Annotated in this window: 16 protein-coding genes; 12 read left to right on the top strand and 4 right to left on the bottom strand. The window is 55.1% G+C overall.

Translation table 11 applies throughout. From position 1 onward, the window contains the following. The first annotated feature begins 48 nt into the window (after positions 1–48). From zwf to gnd, 9 genes are all read left to right on the top strand, one after another. Positions 49–1,518 (top strand): glucose-6-phosphate dehydrogenase, encoded by a 1,470-nt coding sequence (gene zwf, locus NP590_RS18280; RefSeq protein ID WP_256604119.1) that lies wholly within the window; start codon positions 49–51, stop codon positions 1,516–1,518. Between the two features lie 32 nt (positions 1,519–1,550). Then, a complete protein-coding gene (pgl, locus tag NP590_RS18275; protein WP_256604118.1) occupies positions 1,551–2,261 on the top strand; it encodes a 6-phosphogluconolactonase in 711 nt (236 codons plus the stop codon). Between the two features lie 130 nt (positions 2,262–2,391). After that, entirely contained in the window at positions 2,392–3,771 is a 1,380-nt protein-coding gene (locus tag NP590_RS18270; protein ID WP_256604117.1) for an OpgC family protein, read from the top strand. A 49-nt stretch (positions 3,772–3,820) separates the two neighbouring features. Further along, positions 3,821–5,641: a phosphogluconate dehydratase gene (gene edd, locus NP590_RS18265; protein ID WP_256604116.1), complete on the top strand. Its 1,821-nt coding sequence runs from the start codon at positions 3,821–3,823 to the stop codon at positions 5,639–5,641. 89 nt (positions 5,642–5,730) lie between these two features. Further along, positions 5,731–6,501 carry a hypothetical protein gene (locus NP590_RS18260; RefSeq protein ID WP_256604115.1) on the top strand — a complete coding sequence of 257 codons (771 nt, stop codon included), beginning with the start codon at positions 5,731–5,733 and terminating at the stop codon, positions 6,499–6,501. A 50-nt stretch (positions 6,502–6,551) separates the two neighbouring features. Next, complete coding sequence (locus NP590_RS18255; protein WP_256604114.1) at positions 6,552–7,181, top strand: bifunctional 4-hydroxy-2-oxoglutarate aldolase/2-dehydro-3-deoxy-phosphogluconate aldolase; 630 nt, start codon at positions 6,552–6,554, stop codon at positions 7,179–7,181. A 56-nt stretch (positions 7,182–7,237) separates the two neighbouring features. Beyond that, a complete protein-coding gene (locus tag NP590_RS18250; RefSeq protein WP_256604113.1) occupies positions 7,238–7,942 on the top strand; it encodes a phospholipase D family protein in 705 nt (234 codons plus the stop codon). 162 nt (positions 7,943–8,104) lie between these two features. Then, positions 8,105–8,680 (top strand): cytochrome b, encoded by a 576-nt coding sequence (locus tag NP590_RS18245; protein ID WP_256604111.1) that lies wholly within the window; start codon positions 8,105–8,107, stop codon positions 8,678–8,680. Between the two features lie 79 nt (positions 8,681–8,759). After that, the gene (gene gnd, locus NP590_RS18240; RefSeq protein ID WP_256604110.1) at positions 8,760–10,205 is read left to right on the top strand and encodes a decarboxylating NADP(+)-dependent phosphogluconate dehydrogenase; all 1,446 of its coding nucleotides are present in this window, start codon (positions 8,760–8,762) and stop codon (positions 10,203–10,205) included. 87 nt (positions 10,206–10,292) lie between these two features. Here gnd and NP590_RS18235 read toward each other — a convergent pair whose 3' ends face one another. The 3 genes from NP590_RS18235 to NP590_RS18225 form a co-directional block, all read right to left on the bottom strand. Further along, a complete protein-coding gene (locus tag NP590_RS18235; RefSeq protein ID WP_256604108.1) occupies positions 10,293–10,808 on the bottom strand; it encodes a copper resistance protein NlpE in 516 nt (171 codons plus the stop codon). A gap of 155 nt (positions 10,809–10,963) precedes the next feature. Next, the gene (locus NP590_RS18230; protein WP_256604106.1) at positions 10,964–11,386 is read right to left on the bottom strand and encodes a Dabb family protein; all 423 of its coding nucleotides are present in this window, start codon (positions 11,384–11,386) and stop codon (positions 10,964–10,966) included. Then, positions 11,379–11,948 (bottom strand): thioredoxin family protein, encoded by a 570-nt coding sequence (locus NP590_RS18225; protein WP_256604105.1) that lies wholly within the window; start codon positions 11,946–11,948, stop codon positions 11,379–11,381. Before NP590_RS18225 ends, NP590_RS18230 begins: the two co-directional genes overlap by 8 nt. Positions 11,949–12,066: 118 nt before the next feature. On the opposite strand from NP590_RS18225, the gene NP590_RS18220 reads away from it, so the two are divergent. The 3 genes from NP590_RS18220 to NP590_RS18210 all read left to right on the top strand — a co-directional run bounded on the left by NP590_RS18220 (position 12,067) and on the right by NP590_RS18210 (position 20,353). Further along, positions 12,067–17,199: an AAA family ATPase gene (locus NP590_RS18220; RefSeq protein ID WP_256604104.1), complete on the top strand. Its 5,133-nt coding sequence runs from the start codon at positions 12,067–12,069 to the stop codon at positions 17,197–17,199. A gap of 67 nt (positions 17,200–17,266) precedes the next feature. After that, positions 17,267–17,968, top strand: a complete 702-nt coding sequence (locus tag NP590_RS18215) for a response regulator (RefSeq protein WP_256604103.1) — start codon at positions 17,267–17,269, stop codon at positions 17,966–17,968. A 12-nt stretch (positions 17,969–17,980) separates the two neighbouring features. Then, entirely contained in the window at positions 17,981–20,353 is a 2,373-nt protein-coding gene (locus NP590_RS18210) for a sensor domain-containing protein (protein WP_256604102.1), read from the top strand. A 316-nt stretch (positions 20,354–20,669) separates the two neighbouring features. On the opposite strand, the gene NP590_RS18205 is transcribed toward NP590_RS18210, so the two are convergent. Next, a partial coding sequence (locus NP590_RS18205; RefSeq protein ID WP_256604101.1) for a hypothetical protein occupies positions 20,670–20,868 on the bottom strand: 199 nt, incomplete at its 5' end.

The following is a 20,868-nucleotide window of genomic DNA, read 5'->3' as shown; positions in this document are numbered from 1 at the left end:
AATCGCCGCTTAACAGCTGCCGTTTATTTTTGCTTCGACACTGATAACATGACAAAAACCCCTGATTTCAAACCCTGCGATTTGGTGATTTACGGTGCATTGGGCGATTTATCCAAGCGCAAACTGCTGATTTCCCTGTATCGTTTGGAAAAGCACAATCTGATGGAAGCCGATACCCGCATCATCGGCGTCGACCGGCTGGCGGAAACCGACGCCAGCTTCGTCGAAATTGCCCATAAGAGCCTGCAGTCGTTTTTGAACAACGAAATCGACACTGAAGTTTGGCAACGTTTCGCCCGGCGGCTGTCTTATTTGAAAATAGACCTGACCGAGCCCGAACAATACAAATTGCTCAACGCCGCCGTCGACCCCGAAAAACGGGTGATGGTGAATTACTTTGCCGTATCGCCGATGCTGTTCAAAAAGATTTGCCACGGCTTGCATAGCAGCGGGGTGTTGAACGCCGAATCCCGCATGGTAATGGAAAAACCCATAGGTCACGACCTGAAATCATCCAAGGAAATCAACGATGTGGTGGCTCAGGTTTTCCATGAAGACCAGGTGTATCGCATCGATCACTACCTGGGCAAGGAAACCGTGCTGAACCTGCTGGCTCTGCGCTTCGCCAACTCTCTGTTCTATACCAGCTGGAATCACAACAATATCGATCACATCCAGATCACCGTCGGCGAAGATATCGGCATCGAAGGCCGCTGGGATTATTTCGACAAGACCGGCCAACTGCGCGACATGCTGCAAAATCATTTGTTGCAGATTCTGACCTTTGTCACCATGGAACCGCCCGCCGATCTGTCCGCGGAAAGCATACACATGGAGAAGATCAAACTGCTCAAGGCCCTGCGGCCCATCACCTCTCGCAATGTCGATGAAAAAACCGTGCGCGGCCAATACACCGCCGGTTTCATCAAGGGCAACGCGGTACCGGGCTATCTTGAGGAGGAAGGCGCCAATACCGGCAGCACCACCGAAAGCTTTGTGGCGATTCGGGTGGATATCGACAACTGGCGTTGGGCCGGCGTACCCATTTATATGCGCACCGGCAAACGCATGCCGAACAAACGCACCGAAATCGTGGTCAACTTCAAGAACCTGCCGCACAATATTTTTAAAGACAGCTTTTACGAATTACCCGCCAACAAGCTGGTAATCCACCTGCAACCCAACGAGGGGGTGGACGTGATGATGTTGAATAAAATTCCGGGTATAGACGGCAATATCAAATTGCAACAAACCAAACTGGACTTGAGTTTCTCGGAAACCTTCAAGAAAAATCGTATCTTCGGCGGCTACGAAAAACTGATTTTGGAAGCGCTACGGGGTAACCCCACGCTGTTTTTGAGCCGCGAGGAAATCGAGCAGGCCTGGATCTGGGTGGATTCGATCCAGGACGCCTGGCAACACAACCATACCCCACCCAAGCCTTATCCGGCCGGCAATTGGGGGCCGGTTGCGTCGGTGGCATTACTCGCGCGCGACGGGCGCGCCTGGGAAGAATAACCAACACCATCCTTATTGAGAGAATAACGACCATGGTTAAAGAATTCTTTTTTGAACAGCATCATCACCTATTTACCGCCTTGGTGGCGGAATGTCAGGATGTATTGTCCGAAGCGCTCAGCAAACACGGCAGCGCCACCTTGCTGGTGTCCGGCGGCAGCACACCCGCACCCTTGTATGAAGCCTTGTCAAAAACCGAATTGAACTGGAAAAAAATCAAGATCGCCTTGGTGGACGAACGCTGGGTGGATCAAGACCACGGCGCCAGTAACGAAGCGCTGATCAGACGCACGCTGTTGATCAACAATGCTAAATTGGCCGAATTTACCGGCATGAAAAATTCGGCCAAAACCGCCGCTGCCGGCCAAACCGAAACAGAAGCCAATTACCGTAAACTGCCGCAACCGTTCAGTCTGGCCATTGTTGGCATGGGTCCGGACGGGCACACCGCGTCTTTATTTCCAAACGCGAAGGGATTGGCCGAGGCGTTGAATCCGGACAATGACCAGCTGACAACGGCCATCACGGCCACGCAAAGCGAAGTCACCGGCGCAAATACCGAGCGCTTGAGCCTAACCTTGCCCGCCCTACTTAAAACCGAGCGAGTGATCATTCTATTTACCGGGGAAGACAAGCTGGCGGTATTCAGCGCTGCCCAAAAACCCGGCCCGGTGAGCGATATGCCGATTCGGGGCTTGCTGCATCAGGAAGAGGTACCGGTCGAACTGTATTGGGCGCCTTAAGGCGGAAAACCGAAAACGGCTGGGGCCAAACCGCAACAACGCGAGGCGCCAGCCGATTTTCCGGCCACTCTTCAGCATCATTTAAGCGGCGAATATCATCCTATCCGCATTCAATCAACCGGGGCACACCATGAAATCCAATGACCTGACACCATCATCGCGTAATTTGCAGCTGGATTTCTTTCGCGGCTTGGCCTTGATGATTATTTTCATCAATCACATGCCGTTCAATCCCTGGTTTGCCTATACGCCTTCCAGGCTTGGGCCCAGCGACGCCGCCGAAACCTTTGTTTTCCTGTCCGGTTTCGCCGCCGCCATCGCGTTCGGCCGCAGTTTTCAACAGGCCGGCCTCGCCCTGGGTTCAGTGCGAGTTTTGTTTCGTTGCGCTCAAATCTATCTGGCGCATATCGTTTTGTTCCTGTTGATGAGCGTATTGCTGGTAACCGTGGTAGCTTTCAATGCCGACGGAGCCAAATGGCAGCTGGATAATCTGCATTATTTTTTCGAACACACCGATGAAGCCTTGTTGGCCTTAGTCAGTCTGAAGTACGTGCCCAATTTCATCGACATTTTGCCCATGTATCTGGTGATTATGCTTTGGCTGCCCATGGTCTGGGCGCTTTCCCGAGTCCATGTCGCGCTGGCGCTGATGTTTTCCGTGGCCCTGTATGCCTGCGCCCACTATTTTGGCTGGGAATTGACCGCCGACCCCGTCACCGGCAAGGCATGGTATTTCAACCCGTTTTGCTGGCAATTGGTTTTTTTCACCGGCTTCGCCTTCAGCAGCGGCTGGCTGCCGATTCCGCGCTTCAATCCCGCCTTGGCGACCATTTGCCTCGCCTATGCGATATTCTGCTACCCGCTGGAAAATGCCTACGGCTACAGCCGCCTGCCTTGGTTTGCCGCCTTCCGCGAACAGTGGGAACCCCTGCTGAACAAGGGTCATCTGGGTGTTTTGCGTTATCTGCATTTTCTGGCCATGGTGTATTTGATCAGCAATCTGGCCCGCAAATATTCGGCTTTTCTGCAATCTAACTGGGCCCGTCCGATTATTGCCATGGGCCAGCAGTCTCTGCCGATTTTCATGCTGGGCACCTGCCTGTCTTTCCTGGGCGGCGTTGTTTTGGATGGCCGCCAGATCGATTGGCTCAATAGCATTTGGGTCAACCTTGCCGGTATCGGCATCATGTTGTTGAGCGCGCGGCTGTTGAACTGGCTGGATGGAAAACCCTGGAAAAAAGCCATTCAGGCCGGCGGCCTGTCCGCGAACGTCGACTGGCCCAAGCAGGCCATGCTTGCCTTCAGCCTGCTGTTTTTAACCATTGCCCCCATGATGTTTTTGCAATCGCAACCCACCGACATGACACTGGCCGCCGCGCCAACGCCCGAGCCCGATATAGCCATCAGCGGACCGGAAGACCTGTCGGAAGGCGCGGACGCTTCCGAAACCACGGAAGTCGCTTATCAACTACCGCAAAAAAATCCCATCGAATTACCCGAACCACTCTGACCGTTTTCACGCGTGTCTCACACCCGCATATCTCCGGAGATAGCCTTACATGCACCCCGTATTAGAAGAAGTTACCGCGCAAATCATCGAACGTAGTCGTGAAACCCGCGCCGCCTATCTCGCCCGCATCGATGCCGCCATCGCCAACGGCCCTCAACGTACCAACCTGCCCTGCGCCAATCTGGCCCACGGCTTCGCCGTCTGCTCGGCAATTGAAAAAGACGAACTCGCGCATGCCGTCAAAGCCAATGTCGGCATCATTTCCGCCTATAACGACATGCTGTCGGCCCACGAACCCTATCAACACTATCCGGCCCTGATCAAGCAGGCCGTGCGCGAAGCCGGCGGCGTGGCCCAGTTTGCCGGCGGCGTGCCGGCCATGTGCGACGGCGTCACCCAAGGCATGCCGGGCATGGAGTTGTCGCTGTTCAGCCGCGACGTCATCGCTCTTTCCACCGCCATCGGCTTGAGCCATAACATGTTCGACGCCGCCCTGTATCTGGGCGTCTGCGACAAAATCGTCCCCGGCCTGTTGATCGGCGCCTTGAGCTTTGGTCATTTACCGGCGGTATTCGTGCCGGCCGGACCGATGACCAGCGGCATTTCCAACAAGGAAAAATCCCGCGCCCGGCAAAAATTCGCCGAAGGCAAGATCGGCGAAAAAGAACTGCTGGAGTCGGAATCCAAGGCTTACCATAGCCCCGGCACCTGTACCTTCTACGGCACCGCCAACAGTAACCAGATGATGGTGGAGATCATGGGCTTGCATCTGCCCGGTGCTTCTTTCGTCAATCCCTACACAGCGTTGCGCGACGAATTGACCATGGCCGCCGCCAAGCAAGTATTGAAATTTACCGCGCAAGGCGACGACTACCGGCCTATCGCCCACATGGTCAATGAAAAAGCCATCGTCAATGCCATCATCGGCTTGCTGAGCACCGGCGGCTCGACCAATCACACCATACACTTGATCGCCATCGCCCGCGCCGCCGGCATCATCATCAACTGGGACGATTTCGACAACCTGTCCAAAGTGATTCCGCTGTTGACCAAGATTTATCCGAACGGTCCGGCCGACGTCAACCAATTCCATGCCGCCGGCGGCATGGGCCTGTTGATTCGAGAGCTGTTGGAACACGGCTTGCTGCATGGCGACATTCTGACTGTCGGCAATCGACACGGCATGGCGCAATATAGTGAGGTCCCCACGCTGATCAACGGAAAATTGCAGTGGGTGGAGGGCCCCGAACAATCATTGGACCCCGACATTATCGCCAGCGTCGAACAACCTTTCGCGGCCGGCGGCGGTCTGCACGTGATGCACGGCAACCTGGGCCGCGGCGTATCCAAAATCTCCGCCGTGGCGGAAAAACATCAGGTCGTCACCGCGCCCGCCATGGTGTTCGACGACCAATTGGATGTGGTGGCGGCCTTCAAACGCGGCGAATTGGAAAAAGACGTTATCGTGGTGCTGCGATTCCAGGGACCCAAGGCCAACGGCATGCCGGAACTGCATAAGCTGACGCCGATCATGGGCGTGTTGCAGGATAGGGGCTTTCATGTGGCCCTGATCACCGACGGCCGCATGTCCGGCGCCTCCGGCAAGGTACCCTCTGCGATTCACATGTGGCCGGAATGCATAGACGGAGGCCCGTTGGCCAAAGTCCGCGACGGCGACATCATCGTGCTGAACACCCAGACCGGCGAAGTGAATGTCCAGGTCGACCCCGCCGAATTCGAGGCCCGCGTCGCTGAACCGAATCATGCTACCGGCCACCATTTCGGTCACGGCCGCGAACTGTTCGGTGCCATGCGCGCGCAGGCGTCCACGGCGGAAACCGGCGCCACCAATTTGTTTTTCGTCGATTAAAAGTTTCAGCTTGGCGAACGCGTTCGATGCCAACTTAATCGCCTCAAGCCGGGACAATAAGCGTTTGCAAACCACCAGCGAGTCGAACCATGCGTAGTCGTTATCGGCAGTCCTTTTTTTTGGCGCTTATATGGATATGCTTCAGCGCCACGACCGAGGCACACATCGATGAAACCGATTTGAACGGTGATATGGAGGGCGATACCGCACTGAGCAGTGAAAACCCGCACATCCCCGAACCCATGGTGTTCGATCTGATCAGGCCGCTTGGCGTCAAGCAAGGCGAAGTCGAAATCAACACGCTGGTAATGCGGGATCCCGCGCAAGCCCACACGGAATGGGCGCCGGAATTCGAGATCGGCATACGCGACAATCTGGCGATTGAATTCGAGCTGCCTATGCAAAACAGCCGGATCGAATCCTATAAACTGGCTTTGCAAGGCACGATGGGCCGATTCTTCGATCGGCGCGCCATCCATGGCTGGCAGCTTATCGGATATTACGACCGCGAGCACGGCAGTTACAAAATGGATTCGCTATATCTGCTCGGCCTGCGACTGGCCGACCAATTTTCCACCTTGAACATGCTGGGGCTACGCCGGGACGACTTCAACCCGGCCGGCACCTTTTCCGGCTTGTTCAACAGCGCCTGGTTCTACGATTATTCGCAAAAAGTCACGTTGGGGCTTGAATTCAATAGCGAATTTAAAAGCCATGGAAAATGGAATTATTTAGTGATGCCGCAAATTCATCTGGACTTCGCCAGTCACACCAGCTTGCAGTTGGGCGTTGGATTATCTCAATATGAAGCGCGGAAAACCGGTTTGCAAACCGGCTTACGTTTGATATACGCTTTTTAAAAGCCAGTTTTTAGCCCGTTTATTTTTCATTTATCACCAGGACGCTACTTATGTCAGTTACCATCCATCAAGTCATGAACACCTCACCCGTAATGCCGGTGATGGTCATCAACCAAATCGAACAAGCCGTGCCGCTGGCGCGCGCCTTGGTCGAGGGCGGCTTGAAGGTGTTGGAAATCACCCTGCGTACCCCGGTAGCCCTGGAATGCATCCGCCGCATCAAGGGAGAAGTACCGGATGCCATCGTCGGCGCCGGAACCATCATCAACACCCAAACCCTGCGGCAAGCCATCGATGCCGGCGCGCAATTCGTCGTCAGTCCCGGCCTCACGCCTAGTTTGCTGGACGCGGGACTGGGCTGCGGCGTGCCTCTCCTACCCGGCGTCATCACCCCCAGCGAAGTCATGCGCTTGCTGGAAAAAGGCATAACCGCCATGAAATTCTTCCCCGCCGAAGCCGCCGGCGGCATTCCGATGCTGAAATCCATCGGCGGCCCGTTGCCGCAAGTCACCTTCTGCCCCACCGGCGGCGTCAACCCGAAAAACGCCCCCGAGTATCTGGCGCTGAGCAATGTTGCCTGCGTCGGCGGTTCCTGGATGGCCCCGGCGGATTTGGTCGATGCCGGCGATTGGGCCGAAATCACTCGCCGGGCGGCGGGAGCGGCGGCGTTGAAAAAATAGGCTGCTTTATCTTGGGTACGCAATGCGTACCCTACATGTGATATGGAAAATTCATCATGGCAAAATTTCTTAACACCAGCGCAACCAATTACTTTCTCGAAGAGTTAATCAAAGAAGCCAAAGACAGATTGATTCTGATTAGCCCATTCCTAAAGCTTAACGACAGGATGAAAGAGCTTCTCGCTGACAAAAACCGTCTTAAAATTGATGTTCGTATTGTCTATGGCAAAAGTGAACTTCAACCCGAAGAAATAAACTGGCTTAAGGAACTCACTTACATCCGCACCAGCTTCTGTAAAAATCTGCATGCAAAGTGTTACCTCAATGAAGAACTTTGCATCATCACTAGCCTTAACCTTTATGAATTCAGCCAAGTCAACAACAACGAAATGGGCGTTTTAATTCGCCGATCCGATGACGCCGAGCTTTATAAAGACGCATATGAAGAGGCTCAACGCATTATTCGTATCAGTGAGGAAGTACGGATTTCTCTCGAACGTGTAACAACCGAAGCCGAGAACAAACCCGATACAAAATCTGAAACTGAAGAATCGACTGATAAGCTTACCTCGTCCAAACTCGCGCAAAAACTCGGAGTTAAAACAAACGAACTAATCGAAAAATTGGTTGCTACCGATCATTTAGAAATCAGGGATGGTAAACATTACCTTACCCCAAAAGGTAAAGAAGTTGGAGGCGAATTTCGTATGAGTCCAAGATTTGGGCCTTATTTTCTTTGGCCAGAGAATTTAAACCTGTAAATTCAAGTACATCAACCAAACCAGTCTGGCGGAATTTCAACACTATCTGAATCCAAGAAAGTCACGGGTATGCACCGCATACCAATTCTCAACGCCAAACGCGTTCAGCTGTGTTATGTCGGTACACGCTGCTATGCTATAAAATAAATTGGAGGCCTGTCGATGGAAACACGAAATATAAACGACCGCTATAGCATCGGAACTCTTGCGATTCACTGGCTGATGGCGGTGTTAATGCTTGCCGTCTACGCTTTCATTGAACTGCGCGAGTTGTTTCCCAAGGGTTCCGATCCGCGCGAAGCGATGAAAGCCCTGCATTTCATGTTAGGTTTGTCGATATTGCTGCTGGTTTTGCCGCGTATCGGCTGGCGTCTGTTTGGCGCGATGCCCGCGATTACACCGCAGCCGCCGGGTTGGCAACAGGCCTCCGCCAAATTGGTTCATTTGCTGTTGTATCTGTTCATGATAACCATGCCGCTGCTGGGTTGGTTGATGTTAAGCGCGGCTGGCAAACCGATTCCGTTTTTCGGCCTGGAATTACCCGCCCTGATAACCGAAGACAAGGAACTGGCCAAGTTCATTAAGGAAATTCACGAAACCGTCGGCGAAATCGGTTATTACCTGATTGGCCTACATGTCCTGGCCACGTTGTTTCATCACTATGTTCAACATGACAACACCTTGAGCCGCATGCTGCCCGCATCGAATTCGGTTTTACAAACACAAGATCGCACTTAATCACGCAATGATTTACTGGCGTGTATATCCGCGCTAACGTGTAAAATCCAAGCATCCACAACGACCAAGGTAGACAATTATGAAAGCAAACATCGGCTTGATCGGCCTGGCAGTCATGGGCCAAAATTTGGTGCTGAACATGAACGATCACGGTTTCAAGGTAGCGGTTTACAACCGCACCACCAGCAAGGTGGACGAATTTCTGGAAGGCCCCGCACAAGGCAGCCAGGTGGTCGGCACCTATTCATTGCGGGAGCTGGTCGACAGCCTGGAAACGCCGCGCAAAGTCATGTTGATGGTCAAGGCCGGTTCGGTGGTAGATCAATATATCGAGGATTTACTGCCGCTGCTATCGCCGGGCGACATCATTATCGACGGCGGCAATTCGCTATTTACCGACACCGACCGCCGCACCGCCTATCTGACCGAAAAAGGCTTGCTGTATATCGGTACCGGCGTTTCCGGCGGCGAGGAAGGCGCCCGCCACGGCCCGTCGATTATGCCCGGCGGCAACAAAGCCGCATGGCCGACAGTCAAGCCGATTTTCCAGGCCATCAGCGCCCATGTCGACGGCGATCCTTGTTGCGAATGGGTGGGCGACAATGGCGCCGGCCATTACGTCAAAATGGTGCATAACGGTATCGAATACGGCGACATGCAGTTGATCTGCGAAGCCTACCAGTTGTTGTCGGAAGGCCTGGGCTTGAGCACCGACGAAATGCAGGCGATCTTTGCCGAGTGGAATCAAGGCGAACTGAGCTCCTATCTGATTGAAATCACCGCCAACATCCTGGCCTACAAGGAAGACAACGGCCAACCCCTGTTGCACAGCATACTGGATACCGCCGGTCAGAAAGGCACCGGCAAATGGACCGGCATCAACGCGCTGGATCTGGGCATTCCGCTGACCTTGATAGGCGAATCGGTATTTGCCCGCTGCCTGTCCGCGCAAAAAGACGAGCGGGTCAGAGCGGCAAAGGTATTGCCCAAACCCGCCGCAAGTTTCAGCGGCGACAAACCCGCCATGATAGAGGCCATACGCCAAGCCCTGTATGCCTCCAAAATCATTTCCTATGCGCAAGGCTTCCGCTTGATGCGAGAAGCGGCCAAGGAATACAAAGTCAGCCTGAATTACGGCGACATTGCCTTGATGTGGCGCGGCGGCTGCATCATCCGCAGCCAGTTCTTGAACGACATCAAGCAGGCTTACAGCAAAAACCCGGATCTGGAAAATCTGCTGCTGGCGGATTTCTTCATCGATGCCATGAAACAAGCAGAAGCCGGCTGGCGGCGGGCGGTGATTCTGGGCATCCAACTCGGCATTCCCACGCCGGCCTTCTCGTCCGCGCTGGCCTATTTCGACGGCTACCGCAGCGAACGGCTGCCGGCCAATCTGCTACAGGCGCAACGGGATTATTTCGGCGCCCATTCCTACGAACGCATCGACAAGCCGCGCGGCGAGTTTTTTCATACCGACTGGACCGGCCACGGCGGCAAGACGGCTTCCAGTACCTATACCGTATAACAACCCAAACGCGGGCAGTTCCTACGACTACCCGCGTTTCTCCCGCTTCCCACGCCGAGCATGAGCGGGATTGGTTTGGCTAAGTTCTTAATGAATGTGCACTTGCCGAGACTTAACCGTATCGCTTCTGCGCAAGGTATAGCTTTCCTGATCGCCAGGCATGGGCGCGCCCTTGCCATCCAGCTGAATCAAAGTGCCTTCGTCCGCAATACGGAACTGTCTAATGGCCGCCTGCTTGCGCGGCGTCAATACCACCATTCCGGTCTTTTCATCCCAAGTGTATTTGCCTTTTTCGTAAAACTCCCTGGACGATTCTTTTGCATACTGACTCACCAGCAGGTAATTGTTGTTCTGCTTCAGGGACAAAGTCATTTTCAGACCGTCGCAATCGGCGCACGGTAAAAATCCGTAGAACACGCCACGAAACTCCTGACTTTGACCGTTTTCCTTGCCATGGGCCGAGTGGTCCATATGCTGTTGGGAGGTCGATTCGCGCGTTTTCAGGACTTTCTCCTGCATTTGCATGTCCGACAATGCCAGCGCGGGTTGATGGATGAAAAATAAGGTCGAGAAAAACATCAAAGGCATATTTATTTTTATCATTATTTTTTCTTAATGTTTAGGGTGGGGAACCCATCGTTGTTAATGGGACACTTGATTAAACTCCTGCTGCCTCGCAACGGGAAAAATCTACCAGGAATATCCCGGACGTCAACCGCAGACTTTTCGGCACTTCCTGCAAAATCAAGGCGGTTTCGTCATTCGACGAAATCGTAAACCCGGTAACTCTCCACCAAGGGACGCAAGACTTGCTGGGCAACGCGGAGGTACTCGGGATGGTTTAAAAACGCCTCAAACGCCTGCCGGCTTTCGAATACGCCGGCAATCGCCACATCGTAGGAGTCGTCCACTGCCTTACTCGCACGTCCGCGCCGCACGGCGGCCGGCGTTCCCATATGGTAAGCCAACACTCCGGGCAATTCGGCCAAGGCCTTGCTTTCGTCGATGTAACGCTGCCTGAGTGCCGCATCGCCGGGTTGCTTCAACCAGATCAGCACCAGATGATGCAGGCGCCGCGCGGAATCATCGGGCTTGACCGTTTCGACGCCGCAACCATTGGCCGCGGCAAGCGACAGCGCCAGCACCAAGGTTTTGGCCGCGCGCTTGAATGTTTCAAACATCTTCCGGTTTCCATTTGATGTTGCAGCCTATGCTGGGCAGTTGTTCCCGATTGAGCGGCCGTCCGGCCAGCAGGTCGTCCAGCGCCTGGCGCAAATCCTCTCCGGTCAAGGGTACGTCGTTCTTGGGTGTCGAGCCGTCCAACCTGCCGCGATACACGCAGCTCAGATCGGCGTCGAACAGATAAATATCCGGCGTACAGGCCGCCTGATAAGCTCTGGCCACCGTCTGGCTTTCGTCGTACAGGTAGGCCGCGAACGGGTTACCCCACTCGGCCATCAGGGCCCGCATCTTGTCCGGCGCATCCTGCGGATAGTTTTGAATGTCGTTCGCGCTGATCGCAATCGTGGAAACACCCAATTCGGCATAGTGCCGGGCAATGGCAATCAGTTCGGCTTTGACGTGCAGCACATACGGACAATGATTGCAGATAAACATCACCAACGTACCGCGCTGGCCCTTCAACTCCCGCAGGCTCATTTGTTGACCGCTGACGGTATCCGGCAACGAAAAATCCGGCGCCGGCGTGCCTAGCGGCAGCATATTCGAAGTCATTGCACCCATGGCTATCTCCTTAACTTATCGATGAAGCCGGGATTATAAAGCAGTACAACGGCTGGTTTTGCCCTAAAAATCGCTTTACCATGACTCACCCCGTCCGCGTTCCAAGGCAGATTTTCAGATGATGGCAAATAAGCAGCAAAACACTCAGTTGCCGGATGCTCCGCGCTTAAGCAACTATGTGTTAACCGAAAAACTGGGCGAAAGCCTGCAGGCCATCGTTTTCAAGGGATTTCACAAACACGTGCCCGATTATCCCCTGGTGATCAAATGTCTGAAACTGCTATCCAGCTGGGAGGATCAATCCAGGCACCTGCGGCAAAAAGTCGAACGTTTGAAAGTCTTGCACGACCCGCGTGTCTGCACGCCGCTGGCGCTGGAAAGCAGCGAGGATCATCAATTCATCGTGCAACCCTGGCTGGGCGGCCAAACGCTAAACACCTGGGCCGATCAACAACACAGCATCGATCTGAACGATTTTTTCAGCGTGGCCCAAGCCCTGGCCGAAACCCTGCAAACCGTGCATGACGCCGGCATTACCCACGGCGGCGTCAAACCGCACAATATACTGATACAGCCGGATACCTTGAGCATAAGGCTGACCGACTTTATAACGCCGCTGGACATACGCGACGTCAGCCATTTTATTTACGACCCGGCATTCGTCCGCAACACGCTGGCGTACACTTCGCCGGAACAAACCGGCCGCATCAATTACCGGGTGGATTTTTCCACCGATTTATATTCCCTGGGTATCGTGCTGTACGAACTCTTGACCGGCCGGCTGCCGTTTTTTTCCAGCGATCCATTGGAATTGATCCACTCCCATCTGGCCGAGGAAGCCCTGGCAATCGACCAGGTCAACGACAAGGTCCCCCATATCCTGGCGGAAATCATACACAGGCTCACGCTGAAACAACCGGAAAAACGCTATCAGAGCGCTTCCGGCTTGCTGGCGGATTTAAGCCGCTGTCAAACGGAGTTCAACCAAACCGGGCAAATATCCAACTTCAGCATCTGCCAGCACGACTTGGGCCGGCGGGTGATTTTTGTCTCCAAAATGGTCGGCCGGCAGGCCGAGAGTGCTTCGATACACCGGGAATACCAGCTGGTCATGTCCGGGCAATTTCGCTCGGCATTCATTTCCGGCCTGTCCGGCATCGGCAAAACCCGCCTGATCCAGGAATTGCAAAAACCGCTGGTAAAAAATCGCGGCTACTTTACCTCCGGCAAATTCGATCAATATCAAAAAAACATTCCCTACAGTTCCTTCATACAGGCCCTGCGCAATTTGATCCGCACGTTTCTGACCGAAAGCAACGACCAGGTCGAGCAGTGGAAACACAAAATTCTGGAAGCCGTGGAAAGCCACGGCGGCGTGATCGTCGACGTGGTGCCTGAACTGGAATTCATCATCGGCCCGCAAGCCGAACCCGCGCAGTTGCCGCCGGTGGAAGCCCGCAATCGCTTCAACAATCTGTTCGGCCGCTTTCTGGCCTGTCTGGCCAGCGAGAACAACCCTCTGGTACTGTTTATCGACGACCTGCAATGGTGCGACACCGCCACCTTCGACTTTCTGCAAAACCTGTTTGCCAACCACGCCGAACACCCTTATCTGTTTTTCATCGGCGCCTACCGGCATAACGAAGTCGATGCCGCCCACCCCCTGAGCAAACTGATCCGCGCCGTCCAGGACCGAGATGGGCCCTTGGCGGAAATTCGCCTGGAAGCCCTCAGCGCTAACGATTGCCACGAAATGGTGGCTTACATTCTGGACTCGGACCTGACAGCCACCGCGCAACTGGCGCAGTTCATCGCCGAGCTGACCGAAGGCAACCCACTGTTCGTCAGCGAGAGTCTGGCCTGGCTTCACAACGAAGGCCTGTTGAGCACGGACCAAGCGCAGCATTGGATTTGGGACATGCAACGCATCCGCGATACCCGGATGCCGGCCAGCGTGGTGGAACTGTTCAGCGCCAAGGTGAAAAAATTGTCGGCCAACACTCTCTACATCCTCAACCATTGCGCCTGCATGGGCAACCGCTTTACCGCCGCGGACGTTTCGCTGGTGATGGATATCGGTATCGAACAACTGTTCGAAGATCTAAAACCGGTGTTGAGTCTGAGTCTGTTGCTGGAAAACAAGACCGATCTGCAATTCGTGCACGACAAGGTGCAAGAGGCGGTACTGCGCCAAGTCGACAACCAGGCCCGCCCGGCCATCCACTGGCGTATCGGCAATCGGCTGCTGGGAGCGGTGGCGGCCGGCAGTGACCTGGAACAACTCGACAACCTGTTCACCATTGCCACCCACCTCAATCAGGGCCGGCCGGCGCAGCCGGATATCGACACGATTTACTGGCTGGTGGACATCAACTACCACGCCGGCAACAAAGCCCTGGATGCGCTGGCCGGAGAGGCGGCCAACGATTTCTTTCTGCAAGCCCACGACAACCTGCCGGACAGCTGCTGGGAAACCGCATACGAACTCAGCTTCCGAATTCATCAGCGACTGGCCAAAACCAACTTGATGCGAGGGCATTACGAGCGCTCGGAAAGCTTGCTCAATCATTTGATCGAGCATGCGGTCAGCGATATGGATAAAGCCGAAGCCCTGGCGGATCAAACCACCTCGCTGTCATCCTTCGGCAACTTCAACATGGCAATAGAAACCGCCAACCGGGGGCTGGCCTACTTCGACAAAGCCATCCCCCAAGACCCCGAAAAGGCCCGAGAGCGCATGCTGGCGCTGATGGCGCTGATAGAACAGCAGGGCGACGTCTGGCACGCCATTCTGAATATGCCGTTCACCCGGGAACGCAAAAGCAAGATCGAGCTGGCATTTTACAGCGAGCTGATTCCCGACTTGTATATGTGCGGACTGGTGCCGCAACTGTATCTGTCGGCGGCCCAATCCACCCTGCACTGCCTGCGGGGCGGCATGGACGAATCGGTGATTTATTCCTTTTCCATCATGGGCCTGAATCTGGGCGAACAGGGCCGTTACGCCGAAGCCTTTAAATACCAGGATCTGGCCCATGACCTGTGCGCCAAATACCCCAATACCTTCGGCGCCACCCGCGGCATGAACGGCATCGTCTGGTGCAATATGCACAGCCGCAGCCACCCGGCGGAAATCGTCGATTACGCCCACAAGGGCATACAGTGCGGCAAAAATTGCGGCGACCTCTACAACGCCGGTCTGTCCTACGGCCCCTTGATGTGGAATCTGATGGCACAGGGAAAAAACCTGCGCTGGCTGGAAGAGGCGGCGGAAGAATGCCTGCAGTTCTCCCGCAAGAACCAGTTGTCGTTTTCGGTGGGACTGGCCGAAGCGGTGCTGGCCGGCTGGGTGCGGCCGATGAAAGCAGATTACCGGCCCGTCGATATGACCGAAACCCTGCGGCGTTGGGCGAGCGATAACTATGTAGCCGCATCCGGCAGTTATTTTGCGTTACTGGGCTTTGCCCATTATTTTTTAGGCGATTACCAGGCGGCGGCTCGGGCCTTGGCCAAGGTGGAAGACTACCTGCACGGCATGACCGACAACGTGCTGAAACGGCTATGGGTTGTGTTCAAGATCCTGATTCGCCTGCGCCAGCCGGAAAAACTCGACTGGCCGGAAATCGACGCCGAAATCAATCCCTTGCTGAGCAAACTGGAAACCTGGGCGGCATTGGGGCCCTTATTAAAACCCTATCTGGCCTTCGTGCGTGCGGAAATCGCCTTGCGGCAAGGTCTTTACCGGGAGGCCCGAAATCTGTATTTCGACGCCATCGCCCTGTCGTTGACGCAGGACTACGGTCTGTTGAGCGGACATCTTTATGAAATGTTGGCCGATTTGCTAAGCCAGCATGAACTGGGCGACGCCGAGCTCTACTACGGCGAAGCCCGCCGCCACTACCGGCTATGCCGGGCGGACACCAAAAACAACAGCCTGCAGGAGCGGCACCCTTACGTCGCTCGAGACACGGCGCGCCGAGCCAACCATCATGAGGTTTCGCATGAAACCTTGCCCAGCCTGGATATCAACTACCTGATGAAATCGGCCCTGGCGCTGTCGGCGGAAATCGATTTAAACCAGTTGATGCAAAAAATTATGGCGGTGGTATTGGAAAGCTCTGCCGCGCAACACGGGTATTTACTGATCCCGCATGACGGTGAGCTGCTGATCAGCGCCGAACAGCATGCCGGCAAAAAACAACATGCCCTTAAACACGCCTACCCCTTCGGCAACACTCGCGGCATTTGCCGGGCCATCGTAAATTATGTGCAACGTACCCAGCAAAAAGTGGTGTTGCACGATGCGCTGAACAGCGCCGAGTTTCAAAACGCCGCCGAAGTGCAAACCCTGAAATTGCGCTCGGTATTATGCCTGCCCATCATCAAGCAATCCGAATTCATCGGCCTGCTGTATCTGGAAAATCGTCTGGCCGAGGGCGTGTTCACCCCGGAAAAAATCAGCATGACGGAACTGTTGACCGCCCAGGCCGCCATTTCGCTGGAAAACGCCCGGCTGCTGGAACAAACCCGCCTGGCTTATCTGCAATTGCAGGAAAACCAGGAACAGATGTTGCAAATGGAAAAACTCTCCGCCATGGGCACGCTGGTGGGCGGAGTAGCGCACGAAATCAACAACCCCTTAATGGGCATCATGAATTTTGTGGAGTTCGTTCACGATCGCACCGACGATGCCAAATCCAAACAAATTCTCGCTCAGGCCCTGCAGCAAATTTTGCGCATCAAAAAAATCGTCTCCAACATGCTGGTATTCATGCGCGGAAAAGCCGCCCCCAGCGGACATTGTTCATTCGCCGAGGTACTGGAGCAAACCCTGCTGCTGCTGGAAGGCGAATTGCGCAAAGCGGCCATCGAAGTCCAAATCCGCATCCCCGCAGACCTGCCGCCCATTCTCTGCGCGGCGGAATCCCTGCAACAAATCCTGGTGAATCTGTTGATCAATGCCCGCGACGCCTTGGCCGACACCGCGCAAGCAAAAATTGAGATTGCGGCCGGCCACGACCGGCAAGCCGTGACGGTTTCGATAATAGACAACGGCCCCGGCGTCGCCCCGGACCTGCAAAACCGCATATTCGACCCGTTTTTTACCACCAAGCCACCCGGCAAGGGCACCGGCTTAGGCTTGTCGGTCACCCGCCGGCTGATGCAGGACAGCGGCGGTTCGATAGCCATGGAAAGCCAGGCGGGCGCGGGCTGCCGCATTCGTCTCAATTTCCGCATTTTCGATAGCTAATAAACCCAATACCCTGGATAATTGCGAGCAATTCGCATCCATCTCGCACTGCTTTGAGTAAACCCCCATGTTAAACAACATCCTGGTAATAGACGACGACCCGGCCGTCAGAGGCGCATTTAAACTGATACTGGAAGAAGAAGGCTATCTGGTGCGCGAAGCCGAAAACGGCCCGCAAGGCCTGGAAATGGTCAGGCGGGAAACGCCCGATCTGGTATTCCTGGATCTGCGCATGCCCGGCATGGATGGCGTGGAAACCCTGCGCCAGCTCAAGACCATAGCCCCGACCCTCAATGTCTATATCGTTACCGCCTTTGCCGCCGAATTCATGGAGCAGCTTAAATCCGCCCATGACGAAGGTCTGCAATTCGAACTGGCCAGCAAACCCCTGTCGGCGGCGCAAATCCGCAACATCGCCCAGGTGGTGCATGTGGCGAAATCGCACGAAGCCCGTCGCGCCAATCATCACAAACTGGTGCTTACCCTGTATGTGGTGTCGTTGAACACTGAAACCCGCCGCATGGTCGAGCAAATCAGCGCCTTGCTGGCCAACATTTACGAGCCCGGTCATTGGGTGTTCGACGTCATCGAAGTGCTGGGCATGCCGGAAAAAGCCCTGGAAAAGGAGGTGTTCGCCACCCCGATGCTGGTGCGGGATATTCCGGAACCGGTCTTGAAGCTGCTGGGCGATTTATCCCGCGTTTCATCGGTGATGGCCGCCATCACCACCCAGACCCAAGGCACGGGTGTGCAGACCATCATCATCTAAATCACTTGCAAAATGGTTGACACCCTGAATCGGCTTAGCCTGATCCTGGATACCATAGCCGACGGCATTCTGGTGGTCGACAGGCAGGGCTTGGTGCTGTACGCCAATCAGGCCGCGGAACAATTGTTTGAACGTCCGACCATCGTCGGCCAATCCCTGGCCATTCCCATTACCGGCGACACTTCGGCACCGCAGGATATCAATCTGATCAGACCCAGCGGCTTTGCCTGGGCCGAGATGCGCGCCGCGCCGCTGGTATGGGAAGGCAAGCCAGCCTATGCGATCGGCCTGCGCGACATTTCCGCCCGCAAGGCCGCCGAAATGGCCCTGCGGCAGAGCGAAACCCTGTTTCAGACCCTGGCCAGACTGGCGCCGGTGGGTATTTTCAAGACCGACGCGCTTGGAAAATGCGAATATGTCAACCAGCGCTGGTGCGACATCAGCGGCCTGGATAGCGCCGCCGCGCTGGGCGATGGCTGGGGCGAGTCGATTGCCGTCGAGGATAGACGGCGCGTTGTCGAAGAATGGCAGCTTGCGGTGCGGACCCAGACCCCCTTCTACAGCCAATACCGCTTTCAACACAAAAACGGCCCGCTCCGCTGGGTGGTGGGGCGAGCCGAAGCCGAATACGACGACGGGAACCGCCTGCTGGGTTATATCGGCACGGTCACCGATATCAGCGAGATCAAGCGCAACGAGGATTACCTGCGTCTAGCGGCGGCCGTGTTTGAAACCACCCGCGAAGGCATGATTATTTCCGACGCCAACTGCATCATTCAAAAAGTCAACCGGGCTTTCAGCGAAATTACCGGCTACAGCCAAAGCGAAGTCCTCGGCAAAAGCACCAAGCTGCTGCATTCCGGCCGTCACCCCGAAGAGTTTTACGCCGCCATGTGGCGAGAAATCAACCAAACCGGTTACTGGCAGGGCGAAATCTGGAACCGGCGTAAAAACGGCGAACTTTATCCCGAGTTATTGAGCATCAGCACGGTCAAAAACGCCGCGGACGAAATCCGCAATTATGTCGGGGTGTTTGCCGACATTTCCAAACTGAAAGCCTCCGAGCAGGAACTGGAGTTTTTAGCCCACCACGACCCGCTCACCAAACTGCCCAACCGCATGCTGCTGATGTCGCGCCTGCAGCACAGCATTTCGCAGGCCCAACGCCAGCAAACCCAGCTGGCGATAGTCATGCTGGACCTGGACCGCTTCAAGGACGTTAACGACAGCTTCGGCCATCTGGCCGGCGACGACCTGCTGCAATCGGTCGCCGAACGCCTCAGCGCGCGTTTACGGGCCAGCGACACCGTCTGCCGGCTGGGCGGCGACGAGTTCGTCGTGCTGCTGGAGGATCTGGCCCAGCCTGAAACCGCCGCCCGCATTGCCACCGACATTATCGCCAGCGTCAACGAACCCTGGCAATTGAGCAACGGCAACGAAGTCAGAGTCGGCGCCAGCATCGGCATTGCCCTGTATCCGGAACACGGCGACACACCGGTGGAATTGTTGCAGCACGCCGATACGGCGCTTTATCAGGCCAAAAATGAAGGCCGTAATTGCTTTAAATATTTTTCCGAGGCCTTGACCCTGGCGGCCCGCGAACGCATCGGCATTGAATTCCGCTTGCGCCGGGCCATGGACAACCAGGAATTCCGCCTGTTTTATCAACCGCAACTGAAAATCGGCAGCGGCGAAATCGTCGGCGTGGAGGCTTTGATACGTTGGCAAACCGACAGCGGCGAATTAATCCCACCGTTGAAATTCATACCCATCGCGGAAGAAACCGGCCTGATAGCCGGCCTGGGCCGCTGGGTTTTACAGGAAGCCTGCCGGCAAGGCAAGGCCTGGCTGGATGCCGGCCTGCCGCCGCTGCGGATTGCGGTAAACCTGTCCCCTACCCAGTTCATGCATGGCGATATTTGCGCCATTGTCGCCAGTACCCTGGCCGAAACCGGCTTTCCTGCCAATTATCTGGAATTGGAATTGACCGAAAGCGCCCTGATGAAGCGGGAAAAGGAAGCCATCGATATTCTAAACCGCCTGCACGAACTGGGTGTCCATCTTGCCATCGACGACTTCGGCACCGGCTATTCCTCGCTGGCTTACTTGAAAGCCTTTCCGCTGGACGTGCTGAAAATCGACAAAAGCTTTATAGACGACATTCCGATGCAAAACGACGACATGGAAATTACCGCCACCATCATCGCCATGGCCAAAACCCTGCGCATGCAAGTGATAGCCGAAGGCGTAGAAACCCCGGCGCAAATGGCTTTTTTACGCAGCCGCAACTGCGACTTTTACCAGGGTTACATCGCCAGCAAGCCGCTGCCCGCCGCCGAATTCGAAATTTTTTTACACCAGCACAAGCCCGAACCGAACGCTTGATGCCGCAAGAACCAAGGCAATCCATCGAGCGATTGCCCGTTCGCGGCCCGATGCCAGGGTTTTGGATTAATGAATCCGCCCGCGATAACTTCCGCCTTCCGTTCCTCCCTCCGGGTTACTCTGAAAGTCACGCGGCAACCGCCCAAAATACTAACGTCATAACGCCGTTGACTTTCATTTGCCGGGGCGATGCCTAGCCTTCATGAACGTTACTCTGAAAGTCACGCGGCGACCGCCCAAAATACTAACGACATAACGCCGTTGACTTTCATCTGCCGGGGTGATTGCCAGGCCTTCATGAGCGTTACTCTGAAAGTCAGGTGTCAACCGCCCAAAATACTAACGACATAACGCCGTTGACTTTCATATGCCGGGTGTTTGCCAGGCCTTCATGAACGTTACTCTGAAAGTCACGTGTCAACCGCTCAAAAACTAACGACATAACGCCGTTGACGTTCATCTGCCGGGGTGATTGCCAGGCCTTCATGAACGTTACTCTGAAAGTAAAAAATCGA

Source organism: Methylomonas subterranea, assembly GCF_024505185.1.
GTDB classification, from domain to species: Bacteria; Pseudomonadota; Gammaproteobacteria; order Methylococcales; family Methylomonadaceae; genus Methylomonas; species Methylomonas subterranea.
The sequence above is the reverse complement of the archived record's forward strand: the minus strand, read 5'-3'. Positions and strand labels throughout refer to the sequence as shown.

Coding starts and splice junctions, on each gene's coding strand:
- zwf (WP_256604119.1), top strand. CDS start 49: ATGACAAAAACCCCTGATTTCAAACCCTGCGATTTGGTGATTTACGGT.
- edd (WP_256604116.1), top strand. CDS start 3,821: ATGCACCCCGTATTAGAAGAAGTTACCGCGCAAATCATCGAACGTAGT.
- NP590_RS18220 (WP_256604104.1), top strand. CDS start 12,067: ATGATGGCAAATAAGCAGCAAAACACTCAGTTGCCGGATGCTCCGCGC.
- NP590_RS18245 (WP_256604111.1), top strand. CDS start 8,105: ATGGAAACACGAAATATAAACGACCGCTATAGCATCGGAACTCTTGCG.
- NP590_RS18230 (WP_256604106.1), bottom strand. CDS start 11,386: ATGTTTGAAACATTCAAGCGCGCGGCCAAAACCTTGGTGCTGGCGCTG.
- gnd (WP_256604110.1), top strand. CDS start 8,760: ATGAAAGCAAACATCGGCTTGATCGGCCTGGCAGTCATGGGCCAAAAT.
- NP590_RS18270 (WP_256604117.1), top strand. CDS start 2,392: ATGAAATCCAATGACCTGACACCATCATCGCGTAATTTGCAGCTGGAT.
- NP590_RS18215 (WP_256604103.1), top strand. CDS start 17,267: ATGTTAAACAACATCCTGGTAATAGACGACGACCCGGCCGTCAGAGGC.
- NP590_RS18210 (WP_256604102.1), top strand. CDS start 17,981: ATGGTTGACACCCTGAATCGGCTTAGCCTGATCCTGGATACCATAGCC.
- NP590_RS18250 (WP_256604113.1), top strand. CDS start 7,238: ATGGCAAAATTTCTTAACACCAGCGCAACCAATTACTTTCTCGAAGAG.
- NP590_RS18235 (WP_256604108.1), bottom strand. CDS start 10,808: ATGATAAAAATAAATATGCCTTTGATGTTTTTCTCGACCTTATTTTTC.
- NP590_RS18255 (WP_256604114.1), top strand. CDS start 6,552: ATGTCAGTTACCATCCATCAAGTCATGAACACCTCACCCGTAATGCCG.
- pgl (WP_256604118.1), top strand. CDS start 1,551: ATGGTTAAAGAATTCTTTTTTGAACAGCATCATCACCTATTTACCGCC.
- NP590_RS18225 (WP_256604105.1), bottom strand. CDS start 11,948: ATGGGTGCAATGACTTCGAATATGCTGCCGCTAGGCACGCCGGCGCCG.
- NP590_RS18260 (WP_256604115.1), top strand. CDS start 5,731: ATGCGTAGTCGTTATCGGCAGTCCTTTTTTTTGGCGCTTATATGGATA.